The organism is Aerosticca soli (assembly GCF_003967035.1).
In the GTDB taxonomy this organism is placed as follows: Bacteria; Pseudomonadota; Gammaproteobacteria; order Xanthomonadales; family Rhodanobacteraceae; genus Aerosticca; species Aerosticca soli.
Map to the genome: position 1 here is coordinate 1,629,292 of NZ_AP018560.1, position 16,981 is coordinate 1,646,272.

Here is a 16,981-nt window from a genome sequence, read left to right on the forward strand (position 1 = left end):
CCCGACTTATCGAAGGATGTTCAAATGATAAATGAACAGGAAAAGGAAATTGGGACGCAAGGCGCGAAATTAAAGAAGCCGACACGAATAAATATAGTTGTTGGCCGAAATGGATCAGGCAAAAGCACGTTCCTTCGTGAATTGTCTAAGCTCGGAGATGACACATCGAAATATCATGTGAGCTATTTAAGCCCCGAGCGCGCCGGAGAGTTTGTTGATGATGCAAATGTATCGCATAACATTCAGCACAATCCAACTTATCTAAAAGGTCAGCGCGATAAGAATCAGGCAGCCGATTTCAAAAAGGCCTCGAAATTACGTCTGAAGGAATTGGCTGATCGTTGGGGGTTGCGCCTTGATAACGATCCTGAAATTCGCAAGGATAGCAGCCGAACATTTGACAGTGAGTTTCTCGTTCATATCAATCAAATGCTCTCCAATGTAACGCTTCGACGTGAACGAAATGGTGGCTTTGCGTTTTTTGCACTGAACGGAGATTCAGTTACACCCGCAGAATTGAGTAGCGGCGAATCAGAGGTTGTTTCGTTAGCATCAGAAGTTATGCATTTCTTTGACCTCTGCGAAGCGACAAAAACTAACCTCCTGATTCTCGATGAACCTGATGTACATCTTCATCCTGACCTGCAAGCCAAGTTTGCAAGATTTGTCATCGGCCAGATCGGGCGTTTGAGTCATGATGCGCAAAAAAGTAGTTATGTGATTTTGGCAACTCACAGCACGCCAATGATTTGCGAGTTCGCCATTTCGCCGATGTGCAGCATTGGCACGAAAGAGCTATATCTTAATAGCGTCACTCAGCGCCCCATAGCTGAAACATTTAAAAATATTGCTCCATTTTTCGGCCATCCTCTATCGCGTTTCATCGGGGGCGACGTCCCGTTAATTGTTGAAGGCGAAGACGATGTGCGTGTGTGGAATCAAGCTTGTCGCACATCTGAAGGGAAAATTCGTGTCTTTCCTTGCTTGGCGCATTCAAAGCCGGAATTGAATGCACTAGAAAGGTCATGCGATGGCCTGATGAGGGCAATATACGATGACCCAAAAGCACTTTCGATACGCGATGGCGATGGCGATAAAAGCCGAAAAGAAATTGGCTCAGAAGGGTGCGTGGTCAGACATGTACTTCATTGTTATGAGATGGAGAACATTCTTTTGACAGATGATTGCTTGAGTGAAATGCGTAACACTTGGGATGAATTCAAGGCCAAGGCGGAGACCTGGATTAAATCCAATCAAAGCCATCCTGAGGTAAATCTCCTTAAGCAAGTCATAGGCTCCAGTGATAGAGGCAGGGACACGAAGCTCAAGAAGCTCAGAAATATCATTGTTGGTATATCTGAAATTAACAAAGATTGGGAGATTGTAGTTGGTCAAACTATTGGGCGTCTTGCAAAAAATAAAGATTGGCCTCTGGGAGAGTTTTCTCTTTATGAATTCGTTGGCGCCAAGGCAATAGCGTCAATTACTAATACAAAAAGTGAGAGCGACTTGCGGGGCACAACCAGGTCAACTGTAGAGGCGTAACCATTCAAGATTGCGCCCGTTGTACCTGGCTTCACCATCGCTTGGTCGGCTCAATATGCAACGGATGCGGATACGGCTCGGCGATTTTGCGACGCTCTGCCGGCAGCAGCAGACCGTGGCGCTTCAAGTAAGCGTGCTGCGACTCGAACACCGGCGGATTGTCGGGATCGCCGAACCACGCCGGAATCCCGTAGTCATGCGTGGGCGCGTAGTTCAATGCCTCGTGGAGCGGCTTCCCGTCGCCGCGTAGCTTGCGGCGGGTTTCGATTAGTCGAGGCGCGACCACGGTGCGCGACCAGCGCCCTAGCTGCGCCGGATTGAGGCGCGGCGCATCGTACCGCCACCACATTGCTGGGCGCGTGCCAGGCTTGGTCTTGATCCAGTCGGCGAGGATGCCGGCGCGGTAGTCCTCCCAAAGTAGGCGCATGACGTCGTAACTCTCCGCGTCCAACGCGGTGAAGGGATTGGCGTCTGCCGGCAGCGGTGCGTCGGTGAGGATCGCCCAGTGCGCAGGGTCGATGGCTTCGCGGCGCGAGCGCGTGCGTAGGCGACGTGTGGTCGGCATCGGTCAGCGTCCTGCCGGGCGACCGGGGCGGTCGTGGAGCGGTTCGACGTCGAGATTCAGCGCCCGCAGCGCGGCGAGCATTTGGGCGCGGGCGTCGCGCTCGGCGGGCAGCAAGGGATGGGCCTTGCGCTGGCCGAAGCGGTCGAGCACGGTCATGCCGTCGCGCTGGATGGCCTCTTGCGCGCCACGCATCCGGTCAAACGCTTCAAGGCCGGTTTGCAGCAGCAAAAGCCCGGCGTCGTCATCAATCCCGTACTCGGATGCCAACCGTTTCCACCATGCTTTCGCGGCAGTGGACAGCCCTTTCGGCGGGGATTTCGCTGTGGTCATGGTTGGATTTTTTGCGAGGCAACCTTGGTTTTGTGCGTTTTTGATGGGCGCGGCGTATTCCGGCGCAACAGCGCGCGGCATGTGCCACTCCCCCCGGTCGGCGTCAGTGGACTTGCTGCGATTGAAGCGGGTCGCGAAGCGGCACACGAAAGCGCATGCCGGTGGCCGGCATCTCGGCATCATCAGCAACAAGATCAGTCACACACATGACTTCAAGAATCGAGACGCCTTCAATCTCGATGATCGTTGCGCCCAACGGGATGATCTCGGCGTCAGTGGCGCGCTTGGCTTCGGCAATCCGCGCTTTGAGTTCATCCCATGTATGGGGATAGTCGTTTCGTGCTGCGCGTGGACTGAGGATCGGGTTCATGGGCGTACTCCTTTCTCAAGTTGGGCGATGCGCTGCTCAAAGGCTTCCACGCGCTGCTCGAATGCATCGCTGCGTTGCTTGAGAGCCTTCATGTGCCGCAGCGTCGTGGCGGCGAACTCGATCAGTTCGCCTCGTGTGATGGGCCGATTGCGCTCGGCCTTGGTCATGTTGGCCAGTAACTGCTCGATGCCGTTCACCAGTCGGCTCCGGTGATGACCGCGACACCGCCGACGCGCTGGTTTTCCCAGTTGGCGCGGATGACCGCCTTCAGCGCCACGGTGTTCGTCTGGAACATCGACACTATCATTGCCGGCGACGTGGGCGTGTCGGCCATCACGAGGCTGGTGTTTTCGGACTGCGACAGCTCGATGCCTTCCATCGCCAGCGCGATACCGGAAGCGTCGATGAGCGCGACCTGGCCGCCCGACGTGTCGCGCGGGCTGAACCGCGAGACGAGCAGCGGGATGCCTAGGATGGAGCCGCCGCGCGGGCCAGCATCGGGGAACAGGAAGCTGCCGCTCGCGCCGCGAACCATCGCCAACCCTGTTGCGGTGTCGGGATCGGTGACGAGATAGGCGGAAGCCATGTCGCCCGCGAAGGCGGCGATGAGCGCTTTGAGATCAGCGGCAGCGTCGCTGGTGGCGGGGATGGTCGGTGCGCCGGACGTGACCGCTGCGGGAACGGAATCGCTGCCCGCGTTGCTGGCGTCGAGGAACGCGGAGTCCAGCGCGCCGATGCAGCCGGTTTCGAGGTCTTGCTGCAAGCCGGCTTCGACGGCGGGTGACTCGGCGCGGATCGCTTCGGTGGTGGTGGCGATGATCGCGGCGACCTTCTTCGCGGTGAGCATGGAACCGGCGAGCACCGGCTTGAGCAGCGGCACAGGCAAAGCCTCGCCGACCCAAAAGCCCGTGGCGCCGTTCGTGCGCTTCAGCAACAGCTTGTCCAAGGCGACCGGGCGCGTGCCGACGAGGCCACCGAGCACGGACTTCTCGCGCACCGCGCCGAGAAACTCGATAGCTTCCGCCGTGCCAATGTCGCCGGACGTGAGCGCGGCCTGTGCGGCCTTGCTGATACCGAAGCCTTCAGCGGGCCAGCGGGCCATCGCGAAGCTGTTGGTCAGTTCCGGCGAACTGCCGCCGCCGAACTGCGCACACTTCATACGGATGAAGGAACGGCCACGCGGGCCAGAATTGAAAGACATGGTGGTGAATCCTCGATGCGGGTGGAGTGGACTACGCATCGAGAGTGCGCCAGCGGCTTGGACAACGATGGTCAACCGTGGACAACGATGGTCAACGAATCGACGCGGCTAGAACTTTTTTTCAATCTTCTGATCGACGGCCCATGCCGCCAGCACGTTGAGGTCGTAGGAATACTGCGAGCCTCGCACGGGGATGCGTTCGGCTTGCGGCCCGATACCTTGGTTTCGCCATCCACCAAAGGTTTTCGGATTCATCCCGATCAACTCCGCCGCCGTGCGCGGGCCAACACGGTTCGACTCGACTTGAACGCCCAGCGCTTCGCAGACACGGGCGAAGGCTTCGGCGCGCTCAGCGATCCGCACGGCGCGCTCCGCATCCTCGTCGTGTTCGCAGCGGCAGCATGGGCAGTTATGTATTGGCATTAACCTATCTCCTGTTTTCCGGCCCGCTACGCGGCGACCGGGCCGTTACCGCAGCCCCGACTACCGGCGAGCCGCGCGACACGGTCCTGCACACGCCTACGTGGGCGGCGCGCTGCCGGGCGAGTCGGGCGCAAGACTGCCGGCACGGTTCATCAACTCGATGAGGGTGCCGACGCTACCGACGCTAAAAACCTACTCCTTACCCTTTATCTCTCTATTCCCTCTTTTCTTGTTTTACTTCCTGCAAATAGAAAGTAATCGTCGGTATCGTCGGCAACTCAGTAATACCAAGGCTTAGAACCGTCGGCAGTATCGTCGGTTGATCGTCGGTTCTATCGTCGGCAGCGCCCATCGAACAACCCCCCGGCAACCTCGCTGCGCTCGCGCGGCAGGCTGAAGGAGGGTCTATCGTCGGTCTACCGACGATCCTGCCGACGATCAACACCTGCCCGGCAGGTATCAAATGTCAGCCAGATTTTTTCCATCCTCATTGAGGTCGATCCCGCGCCAGCACCTTTTACTTCCGTCCGATCCGCGACGAATGCTTTCACCATACATATCCTTCAGCGCTTCACTCACCTTGTTTGAGGCAACGGTGGGCATCTTCCGCTGCCCGCGCCACACGTTGTACTTCTCGGTGAAGAAAGTCGGGTCAACTTTCTCGTCAGGCCCAAGCACGCAGTAGTCCTTCACAAACTCGGCAAGCGGGTTCCCGGTTTCGTACCAGTCCTTGCGGGCCTGCTTGGAGCTTTCAGGCTCATCGAACCGGCCCCGCTCACGCAGTCGCCGGTAGCCCTCCATCGCCCACAGCGCAATGCCAGGCAGTTCGTCGGTCAGCTTGTCCAGCAGCCGGTGATCCTCCTGATCAAAAAACGACTGGCCCAACTGGAGGATCAGGAAACGCGAGCTGATGGCATCGGAACTGTCTGCGAACTGCGGCAGCGTGTTCGTCAGCATCATGACCCGGACACCGAGTTGATCGGTGATCGCCAACTTGTTTTTTCGATCCACCATGACCGGATCATTGCCCACAATGCGCAGCAGGTTCTCGACAACCGCCATCGTGTCCTTCTTGCTCGACAGGCGGGCATCGCTGACCAGCAGCAACCGCTTGTTGATGGAATCTTCAAGCCCGAACCGATCACCAATGGCATTGATCGCCGGGCTGGACACCATCGACTTGCCCAACAACCGCCGCAGCACTTCGCCAATAGTGCCCTTGCCGGCACGCTTGGGGCCGACGATGAGCAACGCCTTCTGCGCCCAGGTGTCTCCCGCCAGAACGTAACCGATCCACTCTTGCAGCATGGCAATTTCGTCGGCCTTGTCGCCGAACAGCTCGGCAAGGAATTGAAGCCAGCGCTTAGGGGCAGACGCATTCGGGTCATAGCGCCAGTCCGCACCGTTCGGCACGAACGTGTACAAGGTCGGCCTCGACTCCCCGGACACCATGTCCACGATCTCACCGCGACAGACCATGCAACCTTGCCCATCGACTTCGCGCCAACTGCCGTCCGGCTCGCGCGCGCAAGGCAAGACCAAGTCCGACGGGATCGTTTCGTTTTTCTCGATCTGGAAATAGATGGTGTCGAGGTTTGGCTTCGACGTCACGAAGTCATGGATCTCACCTTCCGCATCGACCTGCCGGCAGAGCAGCAACCGCTTGTACAGGGCGCTTTCCACATCCTTCTTCGCCACCAGTACCCAGCGCTGGTTCTTGTACTGGTACCAATCTTCCCGGTAGTAGACAAGAAGCCGAACGTCATCCTTGGTGAAGTAGCGTTCCAGTACGACGGTCGCCGCGCCGAACGGATTGGTACGCAGCGACGGCAGCACCGGATTGCGCTCGTTATCCTCTGCGATACGCTGTTGTTGACCTTCCGTGAAGCGCCGCACTTCCTCCGCAATGCGCGGATCGTCAGTCGCCATCGTGGGCCGTTCTTTGTCCGCAGCGCCACCCGCATTTTTCTTCCGCTTCGCGCGGTGCTCCTTGTCCAGCCGTTTGCGTTCCGCATCGGCACGTGCGCGGAGTTCGCTTTCACTCATCGCAGCATCTTCCTCGGCGAGCAGGCGCCGCGCTTCCTCCGCAATGCGCGGATCGTCCGTGGGGCACGATGCCCCTTCGAGGTCGGGCTTGCGCTTCTTGGTCACGCACGGCTGCTCGACTTGACGCGGAACTTCTCCAGCACGCGGTCGCAGGAATCGGCGTGGATGAGGGTGCGTTGACCGAGCTTGCTAACTTCGAGGTCGCCGGACTTGATGAGTTCGTAGATCGTGGAGCGGCCCACGCCGAGACGGCGCGCAGCGTCCAGCGGGGAGTACGCCAGCGGCGCGGGAGTCTTGTCGTCTTTCACGTTCAAATCCTCTTTCGAGATTGGACGCGACGAAAGTGCTCGCGCCCGTACTCGTTTGGTCGAGTACGAGACGAAAGCTACGGATGAGGGGTTGGAAAGTCTTTCCGCGAAGTTGGTCTGTTTTCGCGGATTTACTCGGATGCCGTTTTATCGTAGGCCCACTTCACTTGGCGATGGGCCTCGTAATACAGGTCTGAAGTTTGCGTTTTTCCTAGATTGAATGACTTGCCAATTTTCTCGAACAAGGATTCATCTAATGCCTGTCCTTCTTTCTCAACGGCATGGCGAACAGCGAGCCAAACCTTGCTTCGCATTTCTCGATGCTTGCGCAAGGAATGAAGATGCTTCCCCTTTTTGAATGGACGGCCAAATGCCTCATCCCAACTTCCTACGCGGCAGTTCAGAACCTTGTCGTAGGCGAGGATGTACGCCTTGCTCGCCCATGGCGGCAGCGGAAGGTCGTGGTTTGCGCAGATTCGCACAGCGGCAAGGAGTGCCGCCTTGTCGCCTTGTTCAAAGCGCTGGTGCTCGGACTCCAGTGCCAGTTCCGCATCAACCGTCCATACAGGAAGCGAAGGGTCAGTGACGTCCGCGCCGTCCTTCAAACGCTGAAGCGTCTCTTGCGCGGCATCCTCGATCTTCTTGCGAGTGCTCATGCCTTCACCCCTTCACGAATCCCCGTCACGTTGCCGGCAGGAGCAGCCTTCGCGCAATACTTCGCCCAATCCGCCATGAGCCGGGCGCGCTTGTTGAGCAAGTCGGTTCGACGGTACACCGCCTCAACGCCTTGGACAGCGTGCGCCAGCGCGGCCTCGGCGACATCGCGCGGATAGGCGGTCTGGTCAGCGGCCCAATCGCGGAAGGTGCTGCGGAAGCCGTGGGCGTCGAACCCGGGGCGAATGGTGCGCAGCGCCTTGAGCATGGCGGCGGTCGTGATCGGCTGGCCTTTCTTCGTGCCGGGGAACACATAGACACTGACGCGTTGCAGCTTGCGCAGCAACGCGACGGCGGGTGGCGAGAGTGGCACGCGATGTTCCTTGCCTGCCTTCATGCGCTCGCCCGGAATCGTCCACGTCGCGCCTTCCAAGTCAAACTCAGCCCATTGCGCACCGGCCACTTCGCCGGGCCGGCAGGCCGTCAGGATTTGAAGCTCAAGCGCGCTCGCGCCGAGTCCCTTTTGCTGACGTAGTTCGGCCATGAATGCGCCGGCCTCGCTGTAGGGCAGCGCGGCGCGGTGTTCGACGTTCTTGAGCTTGGTCGGCTTCGGCAGCAACTTGTCGAGGTGGCCGCGCCAGCGCGCCGGATTCTCGCCAGTGCGGAACTCGCGAGCCGTCGCCCAATTCAACACCGCTTCGATGCGCTGCCGGACGCGAGTGGCGGTTTCGGTCTTGGTCGTCCAGATCGGTTCCAGCGCCTTGATGACGAGGGCAGTATCAATCTCGGCAACGGGGAGCGGGAGCAGCGAGGCGCAGTAGGTGTCGAGCGTGGATTGCCACTGGGCGGCGTGCTTGGCGTTGCGCCAACTCTCGCGGTGCGCGTCCATGTACTTCTCGCAGCACTGGCCGAAGGTGAGCCGCCGGGCGCGTTCGAGCTTCACAGCGGCGCGAGCCTGCCGCGCGGCATCAATGGGGTCGATACCTTCGCGCACCTGCTGGCGATAGGTTGCCGCGCGGCGGCGGGCTTCCTCCAGCGTGACGTCCCAGACCGGGCCGAGTCCCTTGTCCCGGAGCTTGCCGGTCGTCCGGTCGCGCCAGCGGAACACCCAAGTCTTGCTCAGATCGGGCCGCACAAAAAGGTACAACCCTCCGCCATCGCCATAGCGTCCGGGTGCCTTCCGATTCTTCACTGACAAGGCTGTGAGCCGATTATTCATATGCCTCCGCCAAACCCGTAGTCCCTACTTTCGTCCCTACTTAGTATAGCCGCTGTAGGCGGATTCTAGCGAACGGACTCGGACGTGGTTAGACAGAAAAAGTCTTGCATCACAAAAGCTTGTAGGCATATTTTCGGAAGCGGACGAATGGGGACGGATAAGCCTTTCCCGGACACTCTCTCCGCCATACCTCGTCAGTGCATTGGAAGGGCGCTCGATGGGTGAGCGTTCATCCGTGGGATCCAGCCGGCAAATGGGGACGGACCGGCTACGTTGAGAGCCCCGATGGAAGGTTCCGCGACGAGTGCTGGCTCCTCTCACGGGGTGCTGGTCATGGCCATGATTTCAAGCCAAAACGCGACGTCGAGCGATGGCTCCGCCTGCACTGCACTCGTGCGCGCGCTCCCGATCCGCGTCCAGGGGTCTTGTCAGCACGGGTTCTTTCGCACGCGGGCACTCCGTGCGACACACTCGCAACCTTGAGCCCTACGAAACCACCCCTGGCCCCAAGACCGGGGCCGGGTCACCGCGACGTGCGGCCTTGGCGTCGTCCGAGCGCAGCATTTCGATCTGGCGCAGGTAATGCGCGTCCAGGCCGGTGACGTAATCGCCGTTGAAGCAGGACGTGTCGAAGCGGTCGAGCGCCTCGTTGCCGTCGCGCACGGCCCAAATGAGATCGTCCAGATCCTGATAGATCAGCCAGTCCGCACCGAGCAGTCGCTCGACCTCCGCCTCGGTGCGGCCGGCGGCGATGAGTTCGGCGGCGGCCGGCATGTCGATGCCATAGACGTTGGGATAGCGCACCGGCGGCGCCGCGGAGGCGAAGAACACTTGACGGGCACCGGCATCGCGGGCCATCTGGATGATCTGCCGCGAGGTGGTGCCGCGGACGATGGAATCGTCGACCAGCAGCACGGTCTTGCGGCGGAATTCCAGCTCGACCGCATTCAGCTTGCGGCGCACCGATTTCACCCGTTCCTCCTGACCCGGCATGATGAAGGTACGTCCGACATAGCGGTTCTTGACGAAGCCTTCGCGGAAAGGCACGCCGAGCACCTCGGCGAGCGCGCTGGCCGCGGTGCGCGCGGTGTCGGGAATCGGAATCACTGCGTCGATGCCATGCTGCGGGCGCAGCCTGCGGATCTTCTCGGCCAGTTTCTGGCCCATGCGCAGACGCGCCTTGTAGACCGAGACGTCCTCGATCATGGAGTCGGGCCGGGCGAGATAGACGTACTCGAAGATGCACGGCGCGTGGACCGCGCCGGCGGCGCAGATGCGCGTGTGCAGCTGGCCCTCTTCGGTGACCAGCACCGCTTCGCCGGGCGCCACGTCGCGCAACCGCTTGAAGCCGAGCACGTCGAGCGCGACCGACTCGGAGGCGATCGCATATTCGCGGCCCTGCGCGGTGAGGCGCTCGCCGAGCACCAGCGGACGGATACCGTGCGGGTCGCGAAAGGCGATGAGGCCGTGGCCACGGATCAGCGCCAGGCAGGCATAGCCGCCACGCGCGCGCGCGTGCACGCCCGCCACGGCCTTGAAGATCTCATCCGGACTCAAGTGCAGCCGGGCCTGGATCTCGAGCTCGTGGGCCAGCACGTTGAGCAGCACCTCGGAATCCGAATCGGTGTTGACGTGCCGGCGGTCGTCCTCGAACACCGCACGGCGCAGCTCGGCGGTGTTGATGAGGTTGCCGTTGTGCGCGAAGGCGATGCCGTAGGGGGAATTGACGTAGAACGGCTGCGCCTCGTCGACGTCGTCGGAACCCGCGGTCGGATAGCGGCAATGGCCGATGCCGATACGGCCGCGCAGCCGGCTCATCGCGTGCTGGGTGAAGACGTCGCGGACCAGCCCGTTGCCCTTGTGCACGCGCAGCTTGTCGCCTTCGATGGTGGCGATGCCGGCCGCGTCCTGGCCGCGATGCTGCAGCACGGTGAGGCCGTCGTAGAGTGCCGAGGCCACTTCGGTGACGCCGACGATGCCGATGATTCCGCACATGATGGGGAGCAACTCTTTTGGCGAAAAATCACAAGGGGAACGGCGCGCGTGCGCTCGCCGAGGTGGCCGGCGCGTCGAGCGCTGGCGGGCGGCCGTCGTCCGAAAAGGCCAGGCGGCGGCGTACGTGCTCGGGCAGATACTGTCCGAGCCATGCCGCGGTGTCCCTGAAATGGGGCAGCAAGGCCGACTGGCGCCACCACGGGTCGTGCGCGAAGGCGGTGAGTCCGACCAGGGCGATCGCCAGGATCACCAGCAGCACGCCGCGGGCGAGGCCGAACAGCATGCCGAGCAGGCGGTCCAGGCCGCCCAGACCCGTGCCGACCACGAGCCGCACGATGAGGAAACGCAGCAACGCACCGACGATGAGGACCAGCACGAAGCAAACGACATAACCCACCGCCAGCCGCAGTGCGGACGATGCGATGCGCTGCCCGAACAGGGCGGCCAGCGATGGCCCGTAGAGCCAGGCCAGCCAGAGGGCGGCGATCCAGGTCGCCAGCGCCAGCACTTCCGACACCAGTCCCCGCCACAGCCCGATCAGGGCCGACAGGGCCAGCACGCCGAGGATGAGATAGTCGATCCCGTTCATCGGCTGGGGCCACGGCGGGATTTCAAGGCACGGTCACGACGTTGCCGGCGAGGCCGAGCTGGGTCTTGAGCTGATCGCGCAGCCGCTCGGCATCGGCGCGCTGGGTCTGCGGGCCCACGCGGACCCGCCACAGCCGCTTGCCGCCGACCTCGACGCTGTCCACGAAACCGTCGAAACCATGGGCACGCAGGCGGTCGCGCAAGGCATTGGCATCGCCCTGGCTGGCCATGGCCGCCACCTGCACCGCGAAGCCGCCGACGCGGCCCGGCGCAGCGGCGCTCCTGGCCGCGGCCGGCGCCGGACTCGCGGTGTCGGCGCGCTGGTCGCTGGCGCCGCTTTCCAGCCGCGCCGGCACGCCGCTGATGCTCTGGGCGATCTTGAGCCGGGCGGCTTCGGCCGCCGCCCGGGTCTCGAAGGGGCCGGCGCTGACCTGGGTCAGCGACTTGCCGCCCTGCTGCAACGGATGGCTGGCGACGGGATAGCCCAGTGCACGCACTTTCTGGATGAGGTTCTGCGCCCCGCTCGCCGAGGCGTAGGCGCCGAGATTGATGAGGTAATGCCCGCGCGTCGCGGTGCCGGCCGCCAGGTCGGTCTTGGGCGCGCTGGGCGCGTCGGCCTTGGGCGCCACGGCCGGGGCCGGCGTCCGCGGCTTGATCAGCGGCTCGCTTGGGGACGGCTTGGCCGGCACAGGTGGCTGAGCCGGGGCCGGCGTGGGCGTGCCCGCGGCGCTGCTGACGGTCGTGGGCTCGGGTGGCCGCCCCGCCTCCGGATCGGTCTCGACGTCGCGCGGCCGGTTGGAGCCGATGTTGACGGTGGCCAGCCGGTCCGAAGGGGCACCCGCCGCGGGCGGCGGCGTGGTGACGACGGCCGCCCCCTGCCCCGGGCTCGCGGAAGTGGCCGGCGGTAGGGCCAGGTCCATGGTCCGGGTCTTGAGCTCGCGGTCCGGCGCCGGCGGCAGATCCAGGCTCGCGTTCTGTTCGCCGCCGGCCGGCGGGCTGCTGGAAAAGAACATCGGCACGAAGATGACCGCCAAGGCGATCAGGATGGCGGCACCCAGCAGACGAGTTTTCAAAACGGGCTCCAGGACAAGCGGCAGCGCCGCCGATTATACCCGCCCGCCCTTGGACGCAGGCTCAATGCGAGAGCGGCTGGGTGGTGATGACCGGCAGATCGCCGATCACGTCGACGCCCGGCGGCGGCGTGAAGGTGAACGTGTCCGGCGGCAGTGGAACGTTGCGCCGCCAGTCGCTGAAGCGGATGTCGGTGAGCGCGCCGAGCGCGTCGCGAAACTGCATCCGGGCCAGCCCTTGCGCATCGAAACCGAGGTCGGCGTATTCGAACTGCGGATCCCTGGCCGTCGAGGTCAGCCGCAGCCAGAGCAGACCGTCGCGCGCGCCCTCCTCGCTGACCTTGAACTCGCGGTCGATCTGCTTGAGGTCGGTAAGCACGGTGAGCGGGCTGTGCGCCTCCTCGCTGCTCTGCACGCGCACCGTCACCTGCTCGAGTTCCGGGTCGTAGAGCCAGACACGGCTGCCGTCGGCCACGATCAGCTGGCGATACGGCGTCTGCGTCTCCCAGCGGAACTGCCGCGGTGCCTCGAGCGCGAGCACGCCGGCGCTGGTCTTGGGCGGCTCGCCCTCGCCGCCGGTCAAGGTCTGGGTAAAGCGTCCGGTGAGCGAATGCAGCCCGCCGGCGAAGGCGTCCAGCCGCGAACGCGCGGTGTCGGCGGCATGAGCAAACGCGGTCGAGGCGATCAGCAGCAAAGCCAGCAGCCGTTTCATACGGGGTCGGTTCCGGTCGTGAAGCATGGTCATGGCGTGCCCTGCACCTTGAGCGGCCCCAGCGTCCGGTTGACCGGCGTGAGGGCGAGGTGGCCGGCGGTACGGCGGGCGATCTCCCGATAGCGGGCGGCCAGGTCCGAGGCCGGCATCGCCGCCACCGTCGGCGTGCCGCCGTCGGCCTGCTCGCGGATGCGGATGTCCAGCGGCAGCGAGCCGAGATAGGCAACGCCGTACTGCCCGGCCATGCGCGCGCCGCCGCCTTCGCCGAAGATGGGTTCCTCGTGGCCGCAGTGCGAGCAGACGTGCGTGGCCATGTTCTCGATGACACCGAGCACCGGCACGCCGACTTTCTCGAACATCTTGAGCGCGCGACGGGCATCGAGCAGGGCGATGTCCTGCGGCGTGGTGACGATCACCGCGCCGGCCACCGGCACCTTCTGCGCCAGCGTGAGCTGGATGTCGCCGGTGCCGGGCGGCAGGTCCACGAGCAAGTAATCGAGCGCGTCCCAGCGGGTGTCGTTGAGCAGCTGCATCAGCGCCTGGGTGACCATCGGTCCGCGCCAGATCATCGGCGCGTCCTCATCCACCAGCAGGCCGATCGACATCGCCTGCACGCCGTGCGCGCTCATCGGCACGATGCTCTTGCCGTCCGGCGATTGCGGCCGGCCGGCGATGCCGAGCATGCGCGGCTGGCTGGGGCCGTAGATGTCGGCATCGAGCACGCCCGTGCGCGCGCCCTCGGCGGCGAGCGCGAGCGCGAGATTGGCCGCCACCGTGGACTTGCCGACGCCGCCCTTGCCGGAGGCGATCGCGAGGATGTTCTTGACGTTGGGCAGCGGCGTCAGCGTGCCCTGCACCTTGTGCGGCTGCACGCGCCAGGCGACCGACACCGTCGCCGCGGCGATGGCCGGATCGGCCTCCAGCGCCGCGCGCGCCTGCGCGGCCAGCGCGTCGGCGACACCGGCGGCCGGATAGCCGAGCAGCAGATCGACCGAAACCCGCGCGCCATCCACGCCGATCGCGCGAATCGCACCGGCGAGCGGCGCGCCGGTGGCCGGATCGATCACCTCGCCGAGTAGCCGGCGTACCGCGGTTTCATGCGTCTGCGTCATGCGTCACCTGCATTTGCGAACCTGTCATTATGCCAGCGACCCGCACCCGGGCACCGCGCATGGCGCAATGCAACTTGACCGCAAGGCAACACCGCGGCGAGGCTCGCAACACCATACGATCACGTACGGAGGGGTTCCATGACACGCGCATCCATCCCGCTGCTCGCCGGCCTCGGCCTGCTGCTCTGCCTGCCGCTCGCCCACGCGGTCGACCGCAATACCCCGGTGGGCACCTGGACCACCATCGACGATGAGACCCATCGGCCCAAGTCGATCGTCCAGATCGAGGACGTCGACGGCGAGCTGCGCGGCAAGGTGTTGCAAGTGCTGGCCTCGGAACAGGGCCCGCATCCGGTGTGCAGCGCCTGCGAGGGGGAACGCAAGAACCAGCCGATCGAAGGCATGGTGATCCTGTGGGGAGTCAAGCGCGACGGCGATACCTGGAGCGGCGGCCAGATCCTCGACCCCAAGAGCGGCAAGGTCTACAAGGTCAAGCTCAAGCCCATCGAGGGTGGCGACAAGCTCGAGGTGCGCGGCTATATCGGCTTCTCGCTGCTCGGCCGCACCCAGGTGTGGGAACGGCGCGAGTAAGGCCAGGAATCATATGCCGCACGCGCTTACGCTAGACTCGTGCGGCATCTATGGCTCGATTTCTCCCCGACCGATGAATGACGACTCCGCCAGTCATGGCGGCCCGGCGCACCGATCCTGGTGGGACCGACTGGGCCATCTGTTCTCGGGCGAACCGCGCAACCGCGAAGAACTGATCGAGGAACTGCGCGCCGCCAACGCCAACGGTCTGCTCTCCAACGAAACCCTGGCCATGGTGGAGGGCGCGATCAAGGTCACCGAACTGCGCGTGGACGACGTGATGGTGCCGCGTGCGCAGATCGTCATGCTGGCGGCCGATGCGCCCCTGCCGGAAATCCTCGCCACAGTGGTCGAGTCGGGCCATTCGCGTTTTCCCGTGCACGGGGAGGACAAGGACGAGATTCTCGGCATCCTGCTCGCCAAGGACCTGCTGCGGGTCATCACCCGCGAGCTGCCGTTCGACATCCACACCATTTTGCGACCCGCGGTCTTGATTCCCGAGTCGATGCGGCTCAACGTGCTGCTGGCCGAGTTCCGCCGCTCACGCAACCACATGGCGCTGGTGGTGGATGAATACGGCGGCGTGGCCGGGCTCATCACCATCGAGGACGTGCTCGAGCAGATCGTCGGCGAGATCGATGACGAGCACGACGACGAGGAGCCGGCGCTGATCCACGCCGGCGCCCAGGGCGAATGGACCGTCGATGCGCTGACGCCGATCGCCGAGTTCAATCAGGCCACCGGCGCGCACTTCTCCGACGAGGAGTTCGACACCGTCGGCGGCCTGGTCACCGCCGCCTTCGGTCATCTGCCCGAGGTGGGCGAGGAAATCGTGCTCGAGGGTTTCCTGTTCCAGGTCACCGAGGCCGACGATCGCCGCGTGCACCAATTCAAGGTGAGCCGCCACACCCGCCATGAATGACGCGGGCCGGCACCCGGCCGGGCGGGCCGGTGGCGGCGCCATGCACCGGCCGCGCCGCCGCCCTTTTCTGTCCTGCGTCGGCAGACTGGGGCTCGCCGGGTGTCTGTTGCTGTTCACCGGCCTGATCCGGGCGGGCATCGCCGATGCTCCCGGGACGGCGCTGGAGGTCTCGCTGATCACCTATGGGCCGGGCGAAACCTACTGGGAACGCTTCGGCCACGACGCCATCGAACTGCGCGACCGCATGAGCGGCGAGGCGGTGAACTTCAACTACGGCGTATTCGATTTCGACGAAAGCGGCTTTCTGCTCAACTTCGCCCGCGGCCGCATGACCTACCGCATGGACGCGGTGCCGAGCGACGAGGACATCGCCTACTATCGCGACGAAGGCCGCTCGGTGCTGCGCCAGCGGCTGGCCCTCGATGCGGCCCAGGCCGCGGGCCTGCGGGATTTCCTGCTGTGGAACCTGCGCCCGGAAAACGCCCGCTACGCCTATGACTACTTCACCGACAACTGCACCACGCGGGTGCGCGATGCGCTCGACCGTGCGCTCGGCGGCGCGCTGCATCGGGCGCTCGCGGCCCGTCCGGGCGGGCCGACTTACCGGCAGCAGACCGACCGCCTGATGCGCGCGCAGCCGGCGCTGATGCTGCTGCTCGATCTCGGGCTCGGTCCCTACGCCGATCGCCCGCTCGATGCCTGGCAGGCCAGCTTTCTGCCGCAGGTCCTGGCCGAACAGTTGCGCGCCATCGCCCTGCCCGGCCCGAGCGGCGCCCCGATGGCGCTGGTGCGCGCCGAGACGTCGCTGGCGGCGGGCCGCATCGCGGCGGCGGACGAACCGCCAGACCTGCGCCCACCCCTGGCGCTCGCCGGGCTGGCACTGGCCGCGCTGCTGCTCCTGGCGCGGCGCCGCTGGCCCACCGGTTTCGCCGTGCTGGCCACGTTGTACCTGCTCGCCGCGGGTATCGTCGGCGTGCTGCTGCTCGCGCTGTGGACGCTGACTGCGCATCGCGCCGCCTGGGCCAATGCCAATATCCTGCTGTTCAGCCCGCTGGCGCTGGCCTTGCTGGCCACGCCCTGGCGTGTGCGCCGCGGCCTTGCCCCGACCGGCCTGGCGCAGACGGCGCTGACCTTGCAGCTGGTCGCCGCGCTGATCGCCGTGCTGTTGCATCTGCTGCCCGGTCCGGGCCAGCAGAATCAGCCCTGGCTGCTGTTCGCGCTGCCGTGCTGGCTGGCGCTGGCCTGGCTCACCCGGCGTCCGGCTGCGGTCGCAGCCGGCGGCATCGGCGAGTAAACTGGCCCGTTCGGCACCACTGCCCGATCGCCCCTT

19 protein-coding genes are annotated in these 16,981 nt (G+C 64.0%); 4 read left to right on the forward strand and 15 right to left on the reverse strand.

The genetic code is table 11. The features are described 5' to 3' along the window. Nucleotides 1-24 precede the first annotated feature (24 nt). On the forward strand, nt 25-1,545 hold the full coding sequence (locus ALSL_RS07660) for an AAA family ATPase (protein WP_126537964.1): 1,521 nt from the start codon (nt 25-27) through the stop codon (nt 1,543-1,545). Between the two features lie 31 nt (nt 1,546-1,576). Here the strand turns inward: ALSL_RS07660 and ALSL_RS07665 are convergent, their stop codons facing one another. From ALSL_RS07665 to apbC, 15 genes are all read right to left on the reverse strand, one after another. After that, complete coding sequence (locus ALSL_RS07665; protein WP_126537966.1) at nt 1,577-2,110, reverse strand: hypothetical protein; 534 nt, start codon at nt 2,108-2,110, stop codon at nt 1,577-1,579. A gap of 3 nt (nt 2,111-2,113) precedes the next feature. Next, a complete protein-coding gene (locus tag ALSL_RS07670) occupies nt 2,114-2,521 on the reverse strand; it encodes a P27 family phage terminase small subunit (protein WP_198410643.1) in 408 nt (135 codons plus the stop codon). Between the two features lie 22 nt (nt 2,522-2,543). Next, nucleotides 2,544-2,810: a hypothetical protein gene (locus ALSL_RS07675; protein WP_126537968.1), complete on the reverse strand. Its 267-nt coding sequence runs from the start codon at nt 2,808-2,810 to the stop codon at nt 2,544-2,546. After that, entirely contained in the window at nt 2,807-3,007 is a 201-nt protein-coding gene (locus tag ALSL_RS07680; protein WP_126537970.1) for a hypothetical protein, read from the reverse strand. Before ALSL_RS07680 ends, ALSL_RS07675 begins: the two co-directional genes overlap by 4 nt. Beyond that, entirely contained in the window at nt 3,004-4,011 is a 1,008-nt protein-coding gene (locus ALSL_RS07685) for a phage major capsid protein (RefSeq protein ID WP_161970940.1), read from the reverse strand. The genes ALSL_RS07680 and ALSL_RS07685 overlap by 4 nt, the downstream gene beginning before the upstream one ends. A 108-nt stretch (nt 4,012-4,119) precedes the next feature. Then, a complete protein-coding gene (locus ALSL_RS07690; protein WP_126537974.1) occupies nt 4,120-4,374 on the reverse strand; it encodes a hypothetical protein in 255 nt (84 codons plus the stop codon). A 519-nt stretch (nt 4,375-4,893) separates the two neighbouring features. Next, the gene (locus tag ALSL_RS07695; protein ID WP_126537976.1) at nt 4,894-6,585 is read right to left on the reverse strand and encodes a DNA primase family protein; all 1,692 of its coding nucleotides are present in this window, start codon (nt 6,583-6,585) and stop codon (nt 4,894-4,896) included. Further along, nucleotides 6,582-6,788: a helix-turn-helix domain-containing protein gene (locus tag ALSL_RS07700; RefSeq protein ID WP_126537978.1), complete on the reverse strand. Its 207-nt coding sequence runs from the start codon at nt 6,786-6,788 to the stop codon at nt 6,582-6,584. The genes ALSL_RS07695 and ALSL_RS07700 overlap by 4 nt, the downstream gene beginning before the upstream one ends. 131 nt (nt 6,789-6,919) lie before the next feature. Further along, the gene (locus ALSL_RS07705) at nt 6,920-7,444 is read right to left on the reverse strand and encodes a hypothetical protein (RefSeq protein ID WP_126537980.1); all 525 of its coding nucleotides are present in this window, start codon (nt 7,442-7,444) and stop codon (nt 6,920-6,922) included. Continuing rightward, the gene (locus ALSL_RS07710; RefSeq protein WP_126537982.1) at nt 7,441-8,661 is read right to left on the reverse strand and encodes a tyrosine-type recombinase/integrase; all 1,221 of its coding nucleotides are present in this window, start codon (nt 8,659-8,661) and stop codon (nt 7,441-7,443) included. Before ALSL_RS07710 ends, ALSL_RS07705 begins: the two co-directional genes overlap by 4 nt. Nucleotides 8,662-9,147: 486 nt before the next feature. After that, entirely contained in the window at nt 9,148-10,656 is a 1,509-nt protein-coding gene (gene purF, locus ALSL_RS07715; protein ID WP_126537984.1) for an amidophosphoribosyltransferase, read from the reverse strand. Between the two features lie 28 nt (nt 10,657-10,684). Then, nucleotides 10,685-11,245 carry a CvpA family protein gene (locus ALSL_RS07720; protein ID WP_126537986.1) on the reverse strand — a complete coding sequence of 187 codons (561 nt, stop codon included), beginning with the start codon at nt 11,243-11,245 and terminating at the stop codon, nt 10,685-10,687. A gap of 22 nt (nt 11,246-11,267) precedes the next feature. Next, nucleotides 11,268-12,317: an SPOR domain-containing protein gene (locus ALSL_RS07725; protein ID WP_126537988.1), complete on the reverse strand. Its 1,050-nt coding sequence runs from the start codon at nt 12,315-12,317 to the stop codon at nt 11,268-11,270. 61 nt (nt 12,318-12,378) lie between these two features. Next, complete coding sequence (gene lolA / locus ALSL_RS07730) at nt 12,379-13,026, reverse strand: outer membrane lipoprotein periplasmic chaperone LolA (protein ID WP_126537990.1); 648 nt, start codon at nt 13,024-13,026, stop codon at nt 12,379-12,381. Nucleotides 13,027-13,055: 29 nt separating this feature from the next. Continuing rightward, complete coding sequence (gene apbC, locus ALSL_RS07735) at nt 13,056-14,138, reverse strand: iron-sulfur cluster carrier protein ApbC (RefSeq protein ID WP_126537992.1); 1,083 nt, start codon at nt 14,136-14,138, stop codon at nt 13,056-13,058. Between the two features lie 138 nt (nt 14,139-14,276). On the opposite strand from apbC, the gene ALSL_RS07740 reads away from it, so the two are divergent. From ALSL_RS07740 to ALSL_RS07750, 3 genes are all read left to right on the forward strand, one after another. Next, nucleotides 14,277-14,729, forward strand: a complete 453-nt coding sequence (locus tag ALSL_RS07740) for a DUF2147 domain-containing protein (RefSeq protein WP_126537994.1) — start codon at nt 14,277-14,279, stop codon at nt 14,727-14,729. A gap of 73 nt (nt 14,730-14,802) precedes the next feature. Further along, entirely contained in the window at nt 14,803-15,651 is an 849-nt protein-coding gene (locus tag ALSL_RS07745) for a CorC family transporter (RefSeq protein ID WP_126537996.1), read from the forward strand. A gap of 40 nt (nt 15,652-15,691) precedes the next feature. After that, nucleotides 15,692-16,945 carry a lipoprotein N-acyltransferase Lnb domain-containing protein gene (locus ALSL_RS07750; protein ID WP_126537998.1) on the forward strand — a complete coding sequence of 418 codons (1,254 nt, stop codon included), beginning with the start codon at nt 15,692-15,694 and terminating at the stop codon, nt 16,943-16,945. The last annotated feature ends 36 nt before the right edge of the window (nt 16,946-16,981 follow it).